The organism is Streptomyces sp. NPDC008313, assembly GCF_042956125.1.
In the GTDB taxonomy this organism is placed as follows: domain Bacteria; phylum Actinomycetota; class Actinomycetes; order Streptomycetales; family Streptomycetaceae; genus Streptomyces.
The window spans coordinates 1-18,608 of the sequence record NZ_JBIBFR010000011.1 but is presented as its reverse complement, the minus strand read 5'-3'; the positions used below and the strand labels follow the sequence as shown (position 1 = coordinate 18,608).

The window sequence follows — 18,608 nt, the reverse complement described above, 5'->3', positions numbered from 1 at the left end:
CCGTCACGGCGTGGGCAGCCACCCGACCCGGCCGGCCAGCAGGGCGTATCCCACGAAGGCGCCGATGTCGAGCAGCGAGTGCGCCACCACCAGCGGCCCGACGCGGCCCCAGCGGCGGTACAGCCAGGCGAAGACCACACCCATCGCCATGTTGCCGACGAAGCCGCCGACGCCCTGGTAGAGGTGGTAGGAGCCCCGCAGCACCGAACTCGCCACCAGAGCGGTGCCCGGGCTCCAGCCCAGTCGGTCGAGGCGGCGGAGCAGATACCCGACGACGATCACCTCTTCGAGGACCGCGTTCTGGATCGCGGAGAGGATCAGCACCGGGTACTTCCACCACACGTCGGGCAGGGCCTCGGGCACCACGGTGAGGTTGAACCCGAGGCCCCGGGCCGCCAGGTAGAACGCGATGCCGGTGCTGCCGATCACCGCCGCGAGCGCGGCGCCACGGCCGAGGTCGGACCACGGCCGCGTACGGTCGAACCCGAGCGTGCGCAGCCCCTCTCCCTCGCGCACCAGGAAGTGCGCGACCAGCGCCACGGGCACCAGCGCCGAGGCGATGCCGAAGAGTTGCCAGGCCAGGTCGAGCCAGGGGCGCCCCGGAGCCGCCGACGCGTTGAGGGTCGCCGCCTGGTCCTTGAGCCCGCCCGGTTCGGTGACCGACCCGACGAAGCTGATCAGCGCCGACACCCCGCTCGCGCCGAGCGAGAGGGCCAGCACGAGGATCGTCTCGTCACGGAGGATCTGCCGTGGGGACCGCTTCACCGGAAGGGATGCGCCCGCCGGCCCCGGCTCCGCCTGCACTGCTGCCTCCCGCTGAGTAGTCCCGCACCACCGCCCCGCCGGTCCGGCTCTCCGACGACTCGGCGACGTGACGCGTGACGACGTGACGCGTGACGACGACGACGATCGCGTGCGACAGGCCGGCGAGGCGACGGGGCGACACCGCGGGGAGGTCACAGCATGCCCGACGCGCCCGTCACGGACGGCACCGGCCCCCGGTGACGGGCGCGCCGCTCGGCGCGCGGGCGACCACGACAGCGGCCCGGCCGAGGCACCCTGAGCTTCGGCCCACAGCCCCCCGGCGTCGGGCCGCTCACCCACTCGCCCGGCGGGACCCTCCGGGCGTCGTCCGGGAGATGCCGAGAAGAAGGTGTGCCGCCCTCACCCCAGCGGCACGGGCTCCTACAGCCCCACCGGCCAGGTGTGCACGGGCTCCCCCAGCCGCGACAGCTCGCTGTAGCGCCGGGTCGTCGCGGCCAGGGCGGCCTCGCGGTCGAGACCCTTCTCCAGCGCCCGGTGGAAGGTCGCGGCCTGCCAGCTCGCGCCGTTCGTCCGGCGGCGGCACCCCTCCTCGATCACTCCGAGGTAGAAGTCCCGGTCGGCGGGCTCGATGCCCCAGGCGTCCAGCCCCGCCGCGGCCAGCGGCAGCAGCTCGTCGCGCACCAGGTGCACGGCGTCCACCTGCGCGGTCCCCGCGTACCGGCCCCGGCGCGGCCACTCGAGGCGCGCGTCGATCCCGTACCGGCAGGCGGCGTCGAAGTTGGCCTCGGCCGCCTCGAACGGCAGCCTCGTCCACACGGGCCGCGCGTCCTCGGCGAGGGCGCGGACCACCCCGTAGTAGAAGGCGGCGTTGGCGACCACATCGGTGACCGTGGGTCCCGCGGGCAGGACGCGGTTCTCGACACGCAGGTGCGGCGCGCCCTCGGCGATCCCGTACACGGGCCGGTTCCAGCGGTACACCGTCCCGTTGTGCAGGACGAGTTCGGAGAGCTGCGGGACGCCTCCCTCGTCGAGCACCTTCAGCGGGTCCTCTTCGTCGCAGATGGGCAGCAGCGCCGGGTAGTAGCGCAGGTTCTCCTCGAACAGGTCGTGCGCCGAGGTGATCCACCGCTCGCCGAACCAGGTCCGCGGCCGCACTCCCTGCGCCTGGAGCTCCGGCGGCCGGGTGTCGGTGGACTGCTGGAACAGCGGGGGCCGCGACTCGCGCCACAGCTCGTGACCGAAGAGGAACGGGGAGTTGGCGCCGAGGGCGACCTGCACGGCCGTGACCGCCTGCGCCGCGTTCCACACGTCCGCGAAACGCCCGGGAGTGACCTGGAGGTGGAGCTGCACCGAGGTGCAGGCCGCCTCCGGGGCGATGGACTTCGACGTACAGACCAGCCGTTCGACGCCGTCGATGTCGAGTTTGAAGTCCTCGCCGCGGGCGGCCACGATCTGGTCGTTGAGCAGGGTGTAGCGGTCGACGTCGGACAGGTTCGAGGAGACCAGGTCGTCCCTGCCGAGGGTCGGCAGAATGCCGATCATCACGATTCCGGCGTCGAGCTCCTTCGCTTTCCGGTGGGCGTACGCCAGTGACGTGCGCAACTCCTCGGCGAGCCGGTCGAAAACGCGGCCGCCCAATCGGTGGGGAGCGATGTTGACTTCCAGGTTGAACATGGCGAGTTCTGTCTGGAAATCCTGACTGGCTATGCGCTCCAGTACTTGTCCGTTCATCATTCTCGGCATGCCGTCCGGACCCGCCAGATTCAACTCGATCTCCAGGCCCATCAGATTCCTGGGCCGATCGAACCGCTGCTCGTCCAGCAGCCGCGCCAGCCCCGTCAGACACTGCTGGAGCTTCTCGCGGTAACGCCGGCGATCGGACAGGTCGAACGGCCCTGCCACGACCTTTTCCCCCATCGAAGTGTCCTTCCTCGGATGGGCAGGCCGACACTCCGGCCGCTGATGTCCACGGTCACGGAGGATGATGCCCCCCAAACGCGATCCATAACGCCCCCCGGACTGCCCGCCGGCCGCTACCCTGGACCGGACAGGCTCCAGGCACATTCACCGGGCATGAAGCACCACGCAGTTTCAGCTCACTGCGGCCTCGTGAAAAACGCCGACGACAATCGGCCGACCGCATCGGCGGCATATTCCGAGGTCATCGCCGAGTACCCGTCCGGAATCGGGATGAAACCCTTCGTTTTGCCGACCTGATAACGCCTTGTTCTTCATATTGACGACGGGTAGCTGAAACACCATGTGAACACCTGTCGTATAAACTTGCCGAACGAGGCAGAGAGTTGGCGCTCGCGGTCGTGGGTCCTGGCGTCGAGTCGACGTGCGGCAGGCATCACCTTGATGGCAGGGTCCGGCCCCGCCACCTCTGACCTCGAGAGCTGACAGCGCCGTCCGCCCCCGCCCTCGCGCCACTGTGCCTGTCGAATTGAGAGGCGATCCACCATGCCCCTGCTTGTCCCGCCGGCTCCCGCGCCCGCCCTCCGCACCGTCCTCACCGCTCTCGGTTCCCCCACCGCGGTCAGTGAGGCCCGCACACCCTCCCTGCGGACCGCACAGGGACCCTGCACGCCCGATCTCCCCCTGCCGGTCCACGTCCTGGACCAGGCCACTCCGGCGGGGACGCCGACCACCCGGCTGGCCGGATGGCGCTTCCTCATCCGCTCGGGCGACCGCGCGGTGGCCGCCGCGGAGACCGTGCTGACGCCCGACGGCTGGGCCTTCTCCCGCTTCTTCGAGGGGCCGTACATCGCCGCGACCGAGCGCGCCCTGCGTCAGGCGGAGAGCGTGCAGCAGCCCTACCAGGCCCGTCTGCTGTCCGTACCCGAGCTCTACATGCTCACGCTCTGGCTGCACGGCGACCTCACGGCGGACGGGGACACCGGCCATCCCGCCGCCACGGACCTCCTGGTGCCGCTCGCCCCGGCGCCTCCGGGCATCGCCTCCCACCGTCCGCACCGTGTCGCCGACCTGCTGCCGGTCCTGACGCTGCGGCTCACCCCCGCGCCCCTGCTCAGCTCGCCCGCCTGACACCCGGCCCGCACCGCACCCCCGCCGCCGCACACCCGTGCCCCGCCGCCGCCCGCCGGCCGCGGGGCACGCCGGCGCCCGGACCAGTCCCATACGGCCACGCCGAACCACCCGAAGGGACAGTGCAGTTGCACTGAACCGTCCGCGTGGGTGACGCGTCATCAACCTGTGAGAAGCGCTGCTGCCAAATCCCTGCGGATTGACGCCCGTAGGGCAACACTGGGTCCTGACCACACACACAAACGGGGGGCGGCATGAGTACATCAAGCCGCAGGACAGACACCACAGCCATCACTCACATCACCACCCAGCGAGAGATCCCACCCATGTGCCAGCACCAACCACCGTGTCCCTCAGCCGACTCCGCCGACCGGGAAGCCGCTGTCCTCGTGGCACACCACCCGGAGCAGGGCTGGAGCCTGCTGTGCAACGGCGTTCTGATCTTCGAGGACACCGGTGAGCTCCTGCCGGACGGGCAGATCATCGCCCCGCACCGTCCGCTGGGCGCCGACACGGTGATGACGGCGGCCTGAGCCGTCCGCGCACCACTCACCACCGAGGGCGGCCGCGGCCGCCCTGACAGACGAGGGGCCGGCCCGGAGACACTCCTCCGAACCGGCCCCGACGCATGTCCGTACGCGACTACTCGTCGTAAGCGTCCAGCGGCGGGCAGGAACAGACCAGGTTCCGGTCGCCGAAGGCCTGGTCGATGCGGCGCACCGGCGGCCAGTACTTGTCGGCGGCCGAGACCCCGGCCGGGAAGACGGCGTCCTCGCGGCTGTAGGCGTGCGTCCACTCGCCGCCCAGCGACGCCGCGGTGTGCGGCGCGTTCCGCAGCGGGTTGTCGTCCGCCGGCCACTCGCCCGCGCCGACCCTCTCGATCTCGGCACGGATCGCGATCATCGCGTCGCAGAACCGGTCGAGCTCACCGAGGTCCTCGGACTCGGTCGGCTCGATCATCAGGGTGCCGGCCACCGGGAACGACATGGTCGGCGCGTGGAAGCCGTAGTCGATCAGGCGCTTGGCGATGTCGTCGACGCTGACGCCGGTCGCCTTGGAGAGCGGGCGCAGGTCGATGATGCACTCGTGCGCCACCAGCCCGCCGGGGCCCGTGTAGAGCACCGGGTAGTGCGGCTCCAGGCGCTTGGCGACGTAGTTCGCCGACAGCACGGCCACCTGCGTGGCCCGCTTGAGGCCCTCGCCGCCCATGAGACGCACGTACGCCCACGAGATCGGCAGGATCCCCGCGGAACCCCACGGCGCGGCCGAGATCGGGCCGACGCCCGTCTCCGGCCCGGCGGCGGGCTGCAGCGGGTGGTTCGGCAGGTACGGGGCGAGGTGGGCGCGGACACCGACCGGGCCGACACCCGGGCCGCCGCCGCCGTGCGGGATGCAGAAGGTCTTGTGCAGGTTCAGGTGGGAGACGTCGCCGCCGAAGTGGCCCGGCTTGGCGAGGCCGACCAGCGCGTTCAGGTTGGCGCCGTCGACGTAGACCTGGCCGCCCACCTCGTGCACCTGGGCGCAGATGTCGGCGACGTGCTCCTCGAAGACACCGTGCGTCGAGGGGTACGTGATCATCAGCACGGCGAGCTCGTCGCGGTGCCGCTCGATCTTGGCCCGCAGGTCCTCGACGTCGATCTCGCCGTCGTCCGCGGTCTTCACGACGACGACCTTCATCCCGGCCATCACGGCGCTCGCGGCGTTCGTCCCGTGCGCCGAGGACGGGATCAGGCAGACGGTGCGCTGTTCGTCGCCGTTCGCGCGGTGGTACCCGCGGACGGCGAGAAGACCGGCCAGCTCGCCCTGCGAACCGGCGTTGGGCTGCAGCGACACGTTGTCGTAGCCGGTGACCTCGGCGAGGCGCTCCTCCAGCTCACGGATGAGCGTGAGGTAGCCCTGGGCCTGCTCGGCGGGCGCGAAGGGGTGCAGCGAGCCGAACTCGGGCCAGGTGACCGGCTCCATCTCGGTGGTCGCGTTGAGCTTCATCGTGCAGGAGCCCAGCGGGATCATGCCGCGGTCGAGCGCGTAGTCCCGGTCGGAGAGCCTGCGCAGGTAGCGCAGCATCGCCGTCTCGGAGCGGTACTGGTGGAAGACCGGGTGGGTGAGGTACTCGTCGGTCCGCAGCAGCGCCGCGGGCAGCGCGTCCGCCGCCGCCCCGTCCAGCGCCTCGATGTCGCCGTCGACGCCGAACGCGTCCCAGACGGCGGTCAGCCGCGCCCGCGTGGTCGTCTCGTCACAGGCGATCGACACGTGGCCGGCGTCGGCGAGGTGGAGGTTGACCCCGCCCCGGCGCGCGGCGGCGACGATCTCGGCGGCCTTGCCGGGCACCCGAACGGTCAGCGTGTCGAAGTAGGCGCCGTGCACCACCTCGGCCCCGCCGGCCCGCAGCCCCTCGGCGAGGACGGTGGCGTAGCGGTGGGTGCGGCGAGCGATCGTGCGCAGTCCCTCGGGGCCGTGGTAGACGGCGTACATGCCGGCCATGACGGCGAGCAGCACCTGCGCGGTGCAGATGTTGCTGGTGGCCTTCTCGCGCCGGATGTGCTGCTCACGGGTCTGCAGGGCGAGGCGGTAGGCCTTGTTGCCGTCCACGTCGACGGAGACGCCCACCAGCCGGCCCGGAAGACTGCGCGCGAAGGTCTCGCGGACCGCCATGTATCCGGCGTGCGGGCCGCCGAAGCCCATCGGGACGCCGAAGCGCTGCGTCGTGCCGACCGCGATGTCGGCGCCGAGCTCGCCGGGCGAGGTCAGCAGCGTGAGCGCGAGCAGGTCGGCGGCGACGGTGACGACCGCGCCGAGCTCGTGCGCCTGGTCGACGAGGGGCTTCAGGTCGCGTACGGCACCGGAGGCACCGGGGTACTGGACCAGCACACCGTTGATCTCACGCTCGGCGATCCCCGCCGGGATCCCGTCGCTGAGGTCGGCGACGACGACCTCGACACCGGCCGGCTCCGCGCGGGTCTGTATCACCGCGATCGTCTGGGGCAGGGCGTCCGCGTCGACGAGGAAGAGGCCCTTCTTGTTCTTGCCCATCCGCCGGGACAGCGCCATGGCCTCGGCGGCCGCGGTGCCCTCGTCGAGCAGCGAGGCGCCCGAGGTCGGCAGGCCGGTCAGCTCGGCGACGACGGTCTGGAAGTTCAGCAGCGCCTCCAGGCGGCCCTGCGAGATCTCCGGCTGGTAGGGCGTGTACGCCGTGTACCAGGCCGGGTTCTCCATGACGTTGCGCAGGATCACCGGGGGCGTGAAGGTCCCGTAGTAGCCGAGCCCGATCATGGAGCCGAGGACCTCGTTGCGGTCGGCGAGCTCGCGCAGTTCGGCGAGCACCTCGGCCTCCGTGCGCGCACCGGGCAGGTCCAGGGCGTCGGCGTTCTTGATGACGTCCGGCACCGCGGCGGCCGTCAGCTCGTCGAGCGAGCCGTAACCGACCTGCGCGAGCATCTTCGCCCGGGCCTCGGAGTCGGGGCCTATGTGACGCTGCTCGAAGGGGATTCCCTGTTCGAGCTCGGAGAGCGGAATGCGACTGGCGGTCATTGAGGAGGCCTCCTGGTCGATACGACCTTCGAGGGGCACCACGGCACGGGTACCCCGACGGCCTCCCCCTCTGTCATATCAACCTGAGAGCTTCACCGGTCCGCCCTGGGGCGTGCCGGTTTTCACCGTCGGTGAGAGCGGAAGCCGTCGACACCCGCTCTGCTTTCCAGAGTGACCTCGTCCATGCGGTACGTGAGCCTGAGAGATTCCGGGGAGGATTTGCTCCTTCGGCGCCTCCGGTGTCTTCCGGAGGACTCTCCCGCACGGGGTCAGCGGCCATCGCCAGCCTACCAGCGGGGAGGGAGCACGAGTCCTCGAGTGGCCGCCTCACGGGATGTGCCCTTTTGTAGTGACTAGGCACGATGCACGCAGTGACGCAGTGACGACGGGCGACCTTGTGGAGGGACCGTGCAGACCGACATCGATCCGCGGAGCCTGATCGGCCGCAGGGCGTTCGACCGCAACGGCACCAAGATCGGCACGATCGACGAGGTCTACCTCGACGACGCGACCGGCGCCCCGGAGTGGGCGGCGATACGGACCGGTCTGTTCAGCAGGGACGCCTTCGTGCCGCTGGAGCCGAGCGAGCTGGTCGAGGGCGCGTTGCGCATTCCCTTCGACCGGGCCCTGATCAAGGACGCCCCCGACTTCGGTGTGGGCCGCCATCTCTCACCCGAGCAGGAGCTCCAGCTCTACCACCACTACGGGCTGGACGTCGCCTCCCCTCCCCCGCCGGACCGCGACTTCGGTCGGCTGGCGGGCAGCGGCGAGACCTGATCCGCGGCCTGGTCCGCGGCCCGGTCCGCGGGCCGCGCCGTCGCGGGGCCGGGCTCGGCGGCGGCGGCCGGGTCCACCAGCGGCAACGGATCCGCCGGCTCCAGCTGAGGGTCGTCCGTCCGGAACGTCCGCACACGGCCGGGCGCCGAGTACGGCGTCTCGAAGCGGACCGTGACCCGCCCGACCCCGCTGCCCTGCACCCACCCGTGCCCCCACTCCGCGTGGCGCACATCGTGACCCGCGGGCCATCTCCGCTCGGCCGGCTCCGCCGGTGCCCCGGCCGGCCCCGCGGCCGGGGCGTCACCGACCGGTTCGCTCCCCGCGTCCTTCTCGGCCCCGGCACGCTCCTCCGCCGCAGCGGCCTGCGCGAACAGGTCCTCCTGCGTGTAGTCGGCCAGCCCCGTGACGCCGACCCCGAGCAGCCGCACGCCCCCGGTCGTGTCCACCGCCTCCAGCAGCCGCGCGGCAGCCTCCCGCACCACCGCCGGATCGTCCGTCGGTCCCCTCAGCGTCTCCGAACGGGTCAGCGTGGAGAAGTCGTACCGCCGCACCTTGAGCACCACGGTCCGTCCCGACCGTCCCGTGCCCCGCAGCCGCCCCACGCACCGGTCCGCGAGCCGCTGCACCTCCACGCGGACCCGCACACGGTCGTGGATGTCGACGTCGTAGGTGTCCTCCACCGACACGGACTTGCTGTCCCGCTCCGCCACCACGGGCCGCTCGTCCTGGGCGAGCGCCATCGCGTACAGGGCGTGCCCGTGGGCCTTCCCCACCAGCCGCACCAGCTCGTCCTCGCCCGCCTCGGCGATCTCCTCGACGGTGGTGATGCCGCCCCGCCGCAGATGGTCCCCCGTCGCGGGCCCGACGCCCGGCAGGGTGCGCACGGACATCGGACCGAGCAGCGCGCGCTCGGTCCCCGGCTCTATCAGGACGAGGCCGTCCGGTTTCGCCTGCTCGGAGCCGATCTTCGCGAGCATCTTGGAGGCGGCGAGCCCCACCGAGCCGGTCAGCCCCGTCACCGCGCGGATGTCCGCGCGGAGCTTCGCTCCGGCCAGCCGCGCCGAGGCGGCGTCCCAGGCGCTCCCTCCGGCCTCCAGGTCCACGAACGCTTCGTCCAGGCTCAACGGCTCCACCAGCGGGGAGAGCTCTCTCAGCAGCCCCATCACCTGCTCGCTGATCTCGCGGTAGAGCCCGAAGCGAGGCACCAGATACGCCGCGTTCGGTGCCAGACGGCGGGCCTGGGCCATCGGCATCGCCGAGTGCACCCCGAACACCCGTGCCTCGTACGACGCGGTCGCCACCACGCCACGCGGGCCGAGCCCGCCGACGACCACCGCTTTCCCGCGCAGGCTCGGCTTGGACGCCTGCTCCGCCGCCGCGAAGAAGGCATCCATGTCGAGGTGCATGATCGTGGGCGCGGTTCTCACAGGTCCGATGCTGCCCTACACCACTGACAACGGCCCCGGCTCCCGCCGCCGTGGCGGCCGGGGAAGCCGGGGCCGTCGTGCGGTCCTCCGGGCGTCAGACGGCGCGGTTGCGCCGCCGCGCCAGCTCGTCCATGGGATTGTTCCCGACCAGCGTCTCGCCGGTGTCCACGCGCTCCGAGTGCAGGTGCGACAGGGCGCCCTCGACGTCCCGCCAGACCACGCCCACGGCGATCCCGAACACACCCTGACCGCCCTGCAGCAGGGCGTGCACCTCATCGGACGACGAGCACTCGTAGACCGTCGCTCCGTCGCTCATCAGCGTCATCCGCTCCAGATCACGCAGAACTCTCCCGCGCAGATGCTGGACGGTGGTGCGGATGTTCTGCAGTGACACCCCGGTGTCCAGCAGCCGCTTGACGATCTTGAGGACGACGACGTCGCGGAAGCTGTACAGCCGCTGCGTCCCCGACCCGCAGGCCGACCGCACGCTCGGTTCGACGAGGCCGGTGCGGGCCCAGTAGTCGAGCTGCCGGTAGGTGATGCCGGCCGCCGCGCACGCCGTCGGGCCTCGGTACCCCACCTTCTCGGAGGTGTCCTCGCCCCCGCCGGGCACTGCCGTCGGCCGCTGCGGAACGTGATCGGCAGCGCTGCCGTGGTGCGCGTACCCCCTGCTCGAGCGGAGCCGAGAGCTTGAGGGAGGGTACGGACCGCCCTCCCCCGGATCCAGTCCGGGGGCGCTCCCAGCCGTACCGTCGCCGCTGCTTCTCACGCCGACCTCCGTCCTTGACCTGCCTTCTCGACCGTAGGCAGTCACCCGGGGTGCGTCAACGATCGCCACACTCGGCACGCCGAGTGATAATCACCCTAGGGGTGGTTTCCCCAGCGCTCAGGCGGGGAAAGGGTGGCCGGTTGTGGTCCGCCGTGCCGAACGTCACGTCGCCGGCGGGACGACGCTCACTGGCTGTTGGTGCCGAAGTCCTCGGGCGAGATCTGGTCGAGGAACTCGCGGAACTTCTCCACCTCGTCCTCCTGCTCGTCCGGGATCGCGATACCGGCGTCGTCGAGCACACCGTCACTGCCGAAGATCGGCGTCCCGGTGCGCAGCGCCAGCGCTATGGCGTCGGACGGCCGCGCGCTCACCTCAACTCCGCTGGCGAACACCAGCTCCGCGTAGAAGACGCCCTCACGCAGATCCGTGATGCGCACTTCGGTGAGTTCCTGACCGACGGCCTCCAGCACGTCCTTGAACAGGTCGTGGGTCAGCGGCCGCGGGGGTGCCATGCCCTGCTGTGCGAAAGCGATCGCCGTGGCCTCCCCCGGTCCGATCCAGATGGGGAGGTAGCGGTCGCCTCCCACTTCACGCAGGAGCACGATCGGTTGGTTGGAGGGCATCTCGACCCGGACACCTACGACATCGAGCTCGTTCACACAGCAACCCTAGGCCGTGCTCGGGACGTTTGGGTAGTCGGGCACAGAACGGGTGGACGATCCGCAGTCCGGCGAGTGCGCCGGGTCACGGCAGCCGCACCCCCAGGGCCGTCTGCACCAGCGCGGCGTGCAGTTTCACCGCGAGTCCGGCAAGCTCCTTCGTGCGGGCCTCCGCGTGTGCCCTGGTCTGCGGATTGCGATGGCGCCGCAGAGGGGCCACGACCTGGTCGACGAGCCCCGCCTCCCGGTCGGCGGCCGCCTTCATCACCCGCAGGTGGCGCGGCTCGATCCCGAACCGCCCCAGCTCCACGACGAGCGCGGCGACGGTGACCGCCTCCGCGTCGTAGGCGCCGTCCGGCAACGGGCTGATGAGCCCGTACGACTCCCACTCGGCGAGTTCCGGTTCGCCGATCTCGGCGGCGGCGAGCAGCTCGTCACGGCCCACACGCGCCGCGGTCGGCTCCTCGGATCCCTCCAGCGGTTCGCCGGCGCTCCCGTCGCTCCTGCGCCCCAGGGGCGGCAGCCGCACCGGCTCACCACGCTCCAGCGCGTCCAGGTGCTCGCGGATCACCTTCAACGGCAGATAGTGGTCCCGCTGCATCCTCAGGACGAGGGCGAGGCGCTCGACGTCCTGGGAACTGAACTTGCGGTAGCCCGAGGCGGTCCGCCGCGGCTCGACGAGTTGCTCCGACTCCAGGAAGCGGATCTTGGAGATCGTCACTTCGGGGAACTCGTCGCGCAGCACGCCCAGCACCGTGCCGATGCTCATCAGCCCACTGTCCGCGGCGGCGGTACCGCTTCCGGCACCGCCGCTCGGTGTATGAAGCATGGACCTTCCCTGGGGGTCCCCCGGACGGAGATCCGGACGGGTCAGATGCCGCGCTGGCTCGCGTAGAACACCAGCCGGTACTTGCCGATCTGCACCTCGTCGCCGTTCGACAGCGGAACCGAGTCGATCCGCTCCCGGTTGACGTACGTACCGTTGAGGCTGCCGACGTCGGCGACCGTGAAGGCCCCGTCCGCACCGCGGCGGAACTCCACATGGCGCCGCGACACGGTCACGTCGTCCAGGAAGATGTCGCTCTGCGGATGGCGCCCCGCCGTGGTCAGCTCGCCGTCCAGCAGGAACCGGCTGCCCGAGTTGGGACCGCGGCGCACCACCAGCAGAGCCGAGCCGATCGGCAGCGCGTCGACGGCGGCCTGGGCCTCCGGCGAGAGCGCGGGCGACGGCGTCTGGCCCGTCGCCTCGGCGTCGTAGGCCTCCAGGCCCGAGATGGAGATCGTGGACGTCGTCTCGGACGGACGCTCGGGGGTCGCACCGGCCCGCAACGGCGCTCCGCAGTTGGAGCAGAACCGGCTGGCCTGCGCGTTGCGGTTACCGCACCTCGTACACACCAGGACCGACATGGACGGATCCTCCTGCCGCGGCTGCCCACCAGGGGCATGGGACGCGTACGGGTCGGGGGCAAACCCTCCACCCGTACTTGAGGTTGACGGTTCCCCGAAACCTATGCGGCCGGACTGGGCAGGGTCAACAGACGGCGCGCCCTGTCCACCGGGCAGGTCACCGCCCGGACCCGCCACCTGGTCCCGGAACAGCGGACGCTCGCCGCCCTGCCCCTCCACGTCTCCCTGACGCGGGGCGCGATGGCGGGCCGTAGCGTTGTCGCTGCCCTCTCGTGCGCTCTTGCCGAACAACTTCGCAAACAACTTCACGGGCGATTCCCCTTGACCGAAACAGACCCGCCCGTGGGGCAGGACGAACCCTGAATGACCACACCGGTCGACCCGGACACCCTCACAACGTCCGTATCCACCAGACAGTTTCCACCACGCACCACCCATTCGGTGCGCCGACCCCCCGCAACCTCCTGCCCTAGCCGGGCAACCCCCATGCACCCCGCGTTCACTGGGAGGACGACCGAGCGTAGTCAGGCCGCTCCGCGGCTCGCAAGGCGTCCACAACGATCTTCGTCGACCGCTCCACCGTGACGGTGGCCTGCTCCTTCTCCAGAGTCTGCACCACACCCCCGGGGATGTTGAGCGCCGGCTCCAGGTCCTGCGGCTTGCCGATGACCTTGAAACGGTACGGCTGGCTGATCTTGTTCCCGTCGACCTTCACCCGGCCGCCCGAATCCGTCAGGAACGTGTCGGCGACCACTCGCACGCCGTTCACCTGGATCGCCTCGGCACCGGCCGCACGCAGCTCCTGGATCGCGTCGAGCAGCATGTCCGCCTCGACCGTCCCCTTCGTGTCGTCGATCGTCACTGTGATCCCCGGGCCCTGGGCCGCCACCGTGCCCGCCAGAATGCCGAGTTGCTTCTCCTTCTCGACCGTCTGCTTGCGCGCCTCCTCGGCCTGGTCCGAGCTGTTCTCCAGCTCGGCGCGCTGGTCCTCAAGGCCTTGCTTCTCGTCTTCAAGACGCTGTGTGCGGTCGTCGAGTTCATCGAGGATGCGGACGAGATCCTCCTGGCGGGCGCCACGCAGGGCGCTGCCGCTGTCACTGTTCGAGGCCACCTGGACCGCGAGCCCGAAACCGAGGCCGAACAGCAGCAGTGCCACGATGAGTTGGGCGCGGGTCACCCGCGGTGGCCACAGCCCCTTCACGAGCCGCTGGCGTCCGGTCAGCCCGGACCCCGCCCCACCGGCACCGGCCGGTTCCGGGGCACCGGACGGCCCGGGGCCGTCCGCCGCGCCCGGTTCGGCAGCCGGGGCCCGGACCTCCTCCGGCAGTTCCCTGCGCAGAGGGCTGCCGGCGCTCTCGTTGTCGTTCTCGTCGCTCATCGGCCTCACGCCCGGAACACGTGCCGACGGATCGCCGCGGCGTTGGAGAAGATGCGGATGCCCAGGACGACCACCACACCCGTGGACAGCTGGGCGCCGACACCCAGCTTGTCGCCCAGGAAGACGATCAGCGCGGCCACGACCACGTTGGACAGGAAGGACACCACGAAGACCTTGTCGTCGAAGATGCCGTCGAGCATGGCGCGCAGCCCTCCGAACACGGCGTCGAGTGCCGCGACGACGGCGATCGGCAGATAAGGCTCCACCACTGCCGGAACCTCGGGCCGGACCAAGAGGCCGGCCACGACTCCCACGACGAGGCCCAGTACGGCGATCACGATGTGCCCTTCTCTGTGCTCGGTTCTGCTATGCGTACGATCACACTCGGTGCCGCGGGCAGCCGGACGTCGTCCCGGGCGGTGATGCTGGTCCTGATCCGGAAGTTCTCGTGCAGGGCCGCCAGGTACTGCCCGTCGGCGGTGTTCTGGAACCTGGTGCGCAGCTTCTGGCCGTCCCCCACCGCGAGCACCGTGTAGGGCGGCACCAGCGGCTTGTTGTCGACCAGTATCGCGTCGCCCGCGGCCCGGATCGCCGACAGTGCCGTCAGCCGCTGGCCGTTGATCGACACGGCCTCGGCGCCCGACTCCCACAGCCCGTTGACGACGCGCTGCATGTCACGGTCGCGGACACGGCCGGTGTCCGAGAAGCCGGAGGTTTCCCGGGGATCCCCGTCCCCGCCCTCGTCGGCCTCCTTGGCGTCGTCCACGACGAGCTCGACACCGGGGCCGTGCACTTCGACGGCCCCCGACAGAATGCCCACCAGATCGGTCCGGCCGCCGTCCCCGTCCTTCTTCAGCGCTTCGCGCTGCCGTGCGCCGACGTCGTCACGCAGGGTGTCGACACGGCCCTCGAGCTTGTCCGCCGCCGCCGTCTCGCTCTCGATGCGGTCGATGAGCTCCTCGCGCTCCTTGGCGACCACGGGAGCCGCGATCCGCGCGTTCGCCGCCCCGAGCGTGACCACCAGGGCCGCGACCACGAGACCGGCGGCGAGGCCCAGCTTCGCCCTGGCCGTCTTCGGCATCCCGGCCGTGCCCTCGGCCCTCCTGCGGGCGGCGGCCTCGGCGTAACCGTCGTCGAGGCTGTGGTCCATGACGTTGGTGAGCAGCGACATGGAGGCGTCCGGACGCGGGGGGCGCGTGGGGCTGCTCCGAACGGGGGGCTGCTGCGGCATGCCGCACATCGTCGCACGTCGTGCGCGCTACCTCCGAATGGCCCCACCGACGTGCCGGACAGGCCCCCTTGGGGCCACTTGTCCGGCACGTCGGTGCGGGGCTTCAGCCAGGCCGGTTCAACGCCCTGCGCTGTCGACGACGGCCGACCACTCGTCGAGCAGCTCCTGGGCGGAGGCGTCGTCCGGTCCCTCGGCCCACAGATGGGTGACGGCCTCGGCGGGGTCGGGCAGCACCATGACCCAGCGCCCGTCCGCCTCCACGACCCGCACTCCGTCGGTCGTGTCCACGTGCCGGTCACCGGCCGCCTCGACGACGCGCCGCATCACGAGCCCCTTGACGGCCCAGGGAGTCGCCAGATCGCGCTTCAGCACATGCGCACGGGGAATCCGCGCGTCGATCTGGCTGAGCGTGAGCTGTGTACGCGCCACCAGTCCGATCAGCCGCACGAACGCCGCCGCGCCGTCGAACACGGAGCTGAACTCCGGGATGATGAAGCCGCCCCGGCCGTCACCACCGAAGATCGTCGACTCGTCGCGCCCGACCCGCGTCAGATCGTCGGGTGACGTCGTCGTCCAGTCGACCTGGGTCCCGTGATAGGCGGCCACCTGTTCGGCGATCCGCGTGGTCGTCACCGGCAGAGCGACCCGTCCACTGCGCCGCTCGGCGGCCACCAGGTCGAGCATGACGAGCAGCGCGCGGTCGTCCTCGACGATCCGGCCCTTCTCGTCCACGAGGGACAGCCGCTCACCGACCGGGTCGAACCGCACACCGAACGCGGCCCGCGCCGACGCGACGATCTCACCGAGCCGTACGAGGCCCGAGCGCCGCGCGTCCACCGTCTCCGTCGGCCGGGACTCGTCGAGACCGGGATTGATGGTCAGGGAGTCGACTCCGAGCTTCCCGAGCAGGCTGGGCAGCACAAGCCCGGCGCTGCCGTTCGAGGCGTCCACGACCACCTTCAGCCCGGACTCCGCGATGCCCGTGGTGTCGACGTTTCTCAGCAGCGAGCCCGTGTACGAGTCGAAGACGCTGGCCGGGAAGTGCAGGTCACCGATCTCACCCGGGAACGCCCTGCGGTACTCCTGCCGCGCGAACACCCGGTCCAGCTTCCGCTGGCTGCCCTGCGACAGGTCGGCTCCTCCGCCGTCGAAGAACATGATGTCGACGGAGTCCGGCACACCGGGCGTCGTCCGGATCATGATGCCGCCGGCGCTGCCGCGGGCGGTCTGCTGTCTGGCCACCGGAAGCGGCACGTTCTCCAGGTCGCGTACGTCGATGGCGCTGGCCTGCAGCGCCGAGATCACCGCCCGCTTCAGCGCACGGGCGCCTCGCGAGTGGTCACGCGCCGTCGTGACGGTGGACCCCTTCTTCAGGGTCGTGGCATACGCTCCCGCGAGCCGTACCGCGAGCTCCGGAGTGATCTCCACGTTCAGGATCCCGGAGACCCCGCGGGCGCCGAAGAGATGCGCCTGACCGCGTGATTCCCAGATCACAGAGGTGTTGACGAAGGCGCCGGCCTCGATGGTCTTGAACGGATAGACCCGTACGTTGCCCTGGACGATCGATTCTTCACCGACCAGGCACTCGTCCCCGATGACGGCACCGTCCTCGATGCGGGCGGCCCGCATGATGTCGGTGTTCTTCCCGATGACACAGCCCCTGAGGTTGCTGTGCTGGCCGATGTAGACGTTGTCGTGCAGGACGGCCTTGTGGAGGAACGCTCCGGACTTCACCACGACGTTCGAGCCCACGACCGTGTGCTCTCGTATCTCGACTCCGGCCTCGACCTTGGCGTAGTCCCCGATGTACAGGGGTCCTCGAAGCACGGCGTCGGGGTGCACCTCCGCGCCTTCGGCGACCCAGACGCCGGGTGAGATCTCGAAGCCGTCGAGTTCGACGTCGACCCTGCCCTCGAGGACGTCGGCCTGCGCCTTGACGTAGCTCTCGTGAGTGCCGACGTCCTCCCAGTAGCCCTCGGCGACATAGCCGTAGATCGGCTTGCCTTCCTTCATCAGCTGAGGAAAGACGTCTCCGGACCAGTCGACGGAGACATCGGCCTCGACGTAGTCGAAGACCTCGGGCTCCATGACGTAGATGCCCGTGTTCACCGTGTCGGAGAAGACCTGGCCCCAGGTCGGCTTCTCGAGGAAGCGCTCGACCTTTCCCTCCTCGTCGACGATGGTGATGCCGAATTCCAGAGGGTTCGGTACGCGCGTCAGGCAGACGGTGACGAGCCCGCCCTTTTCCTTGTGGAAATTGATGAGGTCGGTGAGATCGAAGTCGGTCAGGGCATCGCCGGAGATCACGAGGAACGTGTCGTCCTTCAGCGCGTCCTCGGCGTTCTTCACGCTCCCGGCGGTACCGAGTGGCTTCTCCTCATTGGCATAGGTGAGCTCCATGTTGAGCTCTTCGCCGTCGCCGAAGTAGTTCTTGACGAGTGAGGCCAAGAACTGCACTGTCACGACGGTTTCGTTGAGCCCATGCCGCTTGAGCAGCCGTAGCACATGCTCCATGATTGGGCGGTTGGCCACGGGCAGGAGCGGCTTGGGCATGCTTGAGGTCATGGGGCGAAGGCGCGTGCCTTCGCCGCCGGCCATCACGACGGCCTTCATGTCGGAAGCGTCCTCCTTGAAGAGACGACTGTCTAGCCGACTTCACCCGTCCTGATTGTCCCGCATTCTTCGTCCGCGGGCCAACGAGCCGCTACAGCCGCACAATGGGCGAGTTCAGTCGGCCATGGCGTCCACCCTGACCAGACGGCGGACCTGGACCATGTAGAGGATCCCTGCCCACCAATACAGGGTTGTACCCCATCCGGCGAACGCCCATCCGAAAATAGCAGCGAGTGACGCGATCCACCCGTTGGAGTCACTGAGCAGCAACAACGGGAAGGCGTACATCAGGTTGAACGTGGCTGCCTTCCCCAGGAAGTTCACCTGCGGCGGCGGATAGCCGTGGCGCCGGAGGACGCCCACCATGACAAGGAGAACCAGTTCTCGGGCCAGCAGGACGGAGGTCAGCCAGAGCGGCAGAATTTCCCGCCAGGTGAGTCCGACCAGAGTGGACAGAATGTAGAGCCGGTCGGCGGCGGGATCGAGCAGCCGGCCGAGGCTGCTGATCTGGTTCCAGCGGCGGGCGAGCTTGCCGTCCAGGTAGTCGCTGATGCCGCTAAGCATGAGCACCAGAAGCGCCCAGGCGTCACTCTTGGGGCCGCCGAACTCCGGCCTGAGGATCAACCACAGGAAGACGGGCACGCCGACGAGACGCGCCATGCTGAGGATGTTCGGGATGGTGAGGACCCGGTCTGTCTGTACGCGGGTCTCCTGGACCTCCACCCGGGAGCCTCCATGTGGGGAAACGAGCCAACGATGCCCCCTGACCTTACCCGCAAGCGTTCACGCCGTGCCGCGGAGGGGGCACGAAGGCAGGGGGGTGGGCGGAAGCCCTCAACGCAAAAAAGCTCCGGCTCTCGGGCAGAATGCCCGAGAGCCGGAGCTGTAAAGGTAGTTCGGCGGCGTCCTACTCTCCCACAGGGTCCCCCCTGCAGTACCATCGGCGCTGTGAGGCTTAGCTTCCGGGTTCGGAATGTAACCGGGCGTTTCCCTCACGCTATGACCA

General features: G+C 70.1%; 17 protein-coding genes, 1 rRNA gene and 1 riboswitch. Of the genes, 4 read left to right on the top strand and 14 right to left on the bottom strand.

Annotated features, from left to right (window positions below; translation table 11 throughout):
- Positions 1-3 precede the first annotated feature (3 nt).
- Both ACFY93_RS16290 and ACFY93_RS16285 read right to left on the bottom strand, forming a co-directional pair.
- Positions 4-804 (bottom strand): type II CAAX prenyl endopeptidase Rce1 family protein, encoded by an 801-nt coding sequence (locus ACFY93_RS16290; protein ID WP_391358705.1) that lies wholly within the window; start codon positions 802-804, stop codon positions 4-6.
- Positions 805-1,185: 381 nt separating this feature from the next.
- Positions 1,186-2,682: a glutamate-cysteine ligase family protein gene (locus ACFY93_RS16285; protein WP_391358702.1), complete on the bottom strand. Its 1,497-nt coding sequence runs from the start codon at positions 2,680-2,682 to the stop codon at positions 1,186-1,188.
- A 156-nt stretch (positions 2,683-2,838) separates the two neighbouring features.
- Here ACFY93_RS16285 and ACFY93_RS16280 point away from each other — a divergent pair, with 156 nt between their 5' ends.
- From ACFY93_RS16280 to ACFY93_RS16270, 3 genes are all read left to right on the top strand, one after another.
- Positions 2,839-2,982: a hypothetical protein gene (locus tag ACFY93_RS16280; protein WP_391358700.1), complete on the top strand. Its 144-nt coding sequence runs from the start codon at positions 2,839-2,841 to the stop codon at positions 2,980-2,982.
- Between the two features lie 246 nt (positions 2,983-3,228).
- Positions 3,229-3,813, top strand: coding sequence for a hypothetical protein (locus ACFY93_RS16275; RefSeq protein ID WP_391358697.1), 585 nt, complete (start codon positions 3,229-3,231; stop codon positions 3,811-3,813).
- A 326-nt stretch (positions 3,814-4,139) separates the two neighbouring features.
- Positions 4,140-4,346, top strand: a complete 207-nt coding sequence (locus ACFY93_RS16270; RefSeq protein WP_391358694.1) for a DUF5999 family protein — start codon at positions 4,140-4,142, stop codon at positions 4,344-4,346.
- Between the two features lie 109 nt (positions 4,347-4,455).
- Here ACFY93_RS16270 and gcvP read toward each other — a convergent pair whose 3' ends face one another.
- The gene (gene gcvP / locus ACFY93_RS16265) at positions 4,456-7,341 is read right to left on the bottom strand and encodes an aminomethyl-transferring glycine dehydrogenase (protein WP_391358692.1); all 2,886 of its coding nucleotides are present in this window, start codon (positions 7,339-7,341) and stop codon (positions 4,456-4,458) included.
- 176 nt (positions 7,342-7,517) lie between these two features.
- A riboswitch (glycine riboswitch) is annotated at positions 7,518-7,613 on the bottom strand.
- A gap of 136 nt (positions 7,614-7,749) precedes the next feature.
- Here gcvP and ACFY93_RS16260 point away from each other — a divergent pair.
- Positions 7,750-8,118 (top strand): PRC-barrel domain-containing protein, encoded by a 369-nt coding sequence (locus ACFY93_RS16260; protein ID WP_391358689.1) that lies wholly within the window; start codon positions 7,750-7,752, stop codon positions 8,116-8,118.
- Here ACFY93_RS16260 and ACFY93_RS16255 read toward each other — a convergent pair.
- From ACFY93_RS16255 to rrf, 11 genes are all read right to left on the bottom strand, one after another.
- The gene (locus tag ACFY93_RS16255; RefSeq protein ID WP_391358687.1) at positions 8,043-9,545 is read right to left on the bottom strand and encodes a DNA polymerase IV; all 1,503 of its coding nucleotides are present in this window, start codon (positions 9,543-9,545) and stop codon (positions 8,043-8,045) included. The genes ACFY93_RS16260 and ACFY93_RS16255 overlap by 76 nt on opposite strands.
- A gap of 94 nt (positions 9,546-9,639) precedes the next feature.
- Positions 9,640-10,314 (bottom strand): MerR family transcriptional regulator, encoded by a 675-nt coding sequence (locus ACFY93_RS16250; RefSeq protein ID WP_391358684.1) that lies wholly within the window; start codon positions 10,312-10,314, stop codon positions 9,640-9,642.
- A gap of 185 nt (positions 10,315-10,499) precedes the next feature.
- Positions 10,500-10,973: a bifunctional nuclease family protein gene (locus tag ACFY93_RS16245; RefSeq protein WP_161300298.1), complete on the bottom strand. Its 474-nt coding sequence runs from the start codon at positions 10,971-10,973 to the stop codon at positions 10,500-10,502.
- An 85-nt stretch (positions 10,974-11,058) separates the two neighbouring features.
- Positions 11,059-11,802, bottom strand: a complete 744-nt coding sequence (locus ACFY93_RS16240; RefSeq protein WP_391358682.1) for a MerR family transcriptional regulator — start codon at positions 11,800-11,802, stop codon at positions 11,059-11,061.
- A gap of 41 nt (positions 11,803-11,843) precedes the next feature.
- The gene (locus tag ACFY93_RS16235; RefSeq protein ID WP_391358679.1) at positions 11,844-12,818 is read right to left on the bottom strand and encodes an FHA domain-containing protein; all 975 of its coding nucleotides are present in this window, start codon (positions 12,816-12,818) and stop codon (positions 11,844-11,846) included.
- A gap of 61 nt (positions 12,819-12,879) precedes the next feature.
- Entirely contained in the window at positions 12,880-13,758 is an 879-nt protein-coding gene (locus ACFY93_RS16230) for a DUF881 domain-containing protein (protein WP_391358676.1), read from the bottom strand.
- Positions 13,759-13,763: 5 nt separating this feature from the next.
- On the bottom strand, positions 13,764-14,096 hold the full coding sequence (locus ACFY93_RS16225; RefSeq protein WP_003988855.1) for a small basic family protein: 333 nt from the start codon (positions 14,094-14,096) through the stop codon (positions 13,764-13,766).
- Entirely contained in the window at positions 14,093-14,998 is a 906-nt protein-coding gene (locus tag ACFY93_RS16220; RefSeq protein WP_391358674.1) for a DUF881 domain-containing protein, read from the bottom strand. Before ACFY93_RS16220 ends, ACFY93_RS16225 begins: the two co-directional genes overlap by 4 nt.
- Before the next feature lie 108 nt (positions 14,999-15,106).
- Entirely contained in the window at positions 15,107-17,602 is a 2,496-nt protein-coding gene (locus tag ACFY93_RS16215) for a sugar phosphate nucleotidyltransferase (protein WP_391358671.1), read from the bottom strand.
- A 114-nt stretch (positions 17,603-17,716) separates the two neighbouring features.
- A complete protein-coding gene (locus ACFY93_RS16210; RefSeq protein WP_391358668.1) occupies positions 17,717-18,325 on the bottom strand; it encodes a CDP-alcohol phosphatidyltransferase family protein in 609 nt (202 codons plus the stop codon).
- A gap of 171 nt (positions 18,326-18,496) precedes the next feature.
- A 5S ribosomal RNA gene (gene rrf / locus ACFY93_RS16205) occupies positions 18,497-18,608 on the bottom strand; the annotation flags it as partial.

Bases quoted from the DNA above. Each gene is read 5' to 3' on its own strand.
- ACFY93_RS16285 (WP_391358702.1), bottom strand. From the start codon at position 2,682: ATGGGGGAAAAGGTCGTGGCAGGGCCGTTCGACCTGTCCGATCGCCGG.
- ACFY93_RS16280 (WP_391358700.1), top strand. From the start codon at position 2,839: ATGAAGCACCACGCAGTTTCAGCTCACTGCGGCCTCGTGAAAAACGCC.
- ACFY93_RS16275 (WP_391358697.1), top strand. From the start codon at position 3,229: ATGCCCCTGCTTGTCCCGCCGGCTCCCGCGCCCGCCCTCCGCACCGTC.
- ACFY93_RS16270 (WP_391358694.1), top strand. From the start codon at position 4,140: ATGTGCCAGCACCAACCACCGTGTCCCTCAGCCGACTCCGCCGACCGG.
- gcvP (WP_391358692.1), bottom strand. From the start codon at position 7,341: ATGACCGCCAGTCGCATTCCGCTCTCCGAGCTCGAACAGGGAATCCCC.
- ACFY93_RS16240 (WP_391358682.1), bottom strand. From the start codon at position 11,802: ATGCTTCATACACCGAGCGGCGGTGCCGGAAGCGGTACCGCCGCCGCG.
- ACFY93_RS16235 (WP_391358679.1), bottom strand. From the start codon at position 12,818: ATGGGTGGTGCGTGGTGGAAACTGTCTGGTGGATACGGACGTTGTGAG.
- ACFY93_RS16230 (WP_391358676.1), bottom strand. From the start codon at position 13,758: ATGAGCGACGAGAACGACAACGAGAGCGCCGGCAGCCCTCTGCGCAGG.
- ACFY93_RS16220 (WP_391358674.1), bottom strand. From the start codon at position 14,998: ATGTGCGGCATGCCGCAGCAGCCCCCCGTTCGGAGCAGCCCCACGCGC.
- ACFY93_RS16215 (WP_391358671.1), bottom strand. From the start codon at position 17,602: ATGAAGGCCGTCGTGATGGCCGGCGGCGAAGGCACGCGCCTTCGCCCC.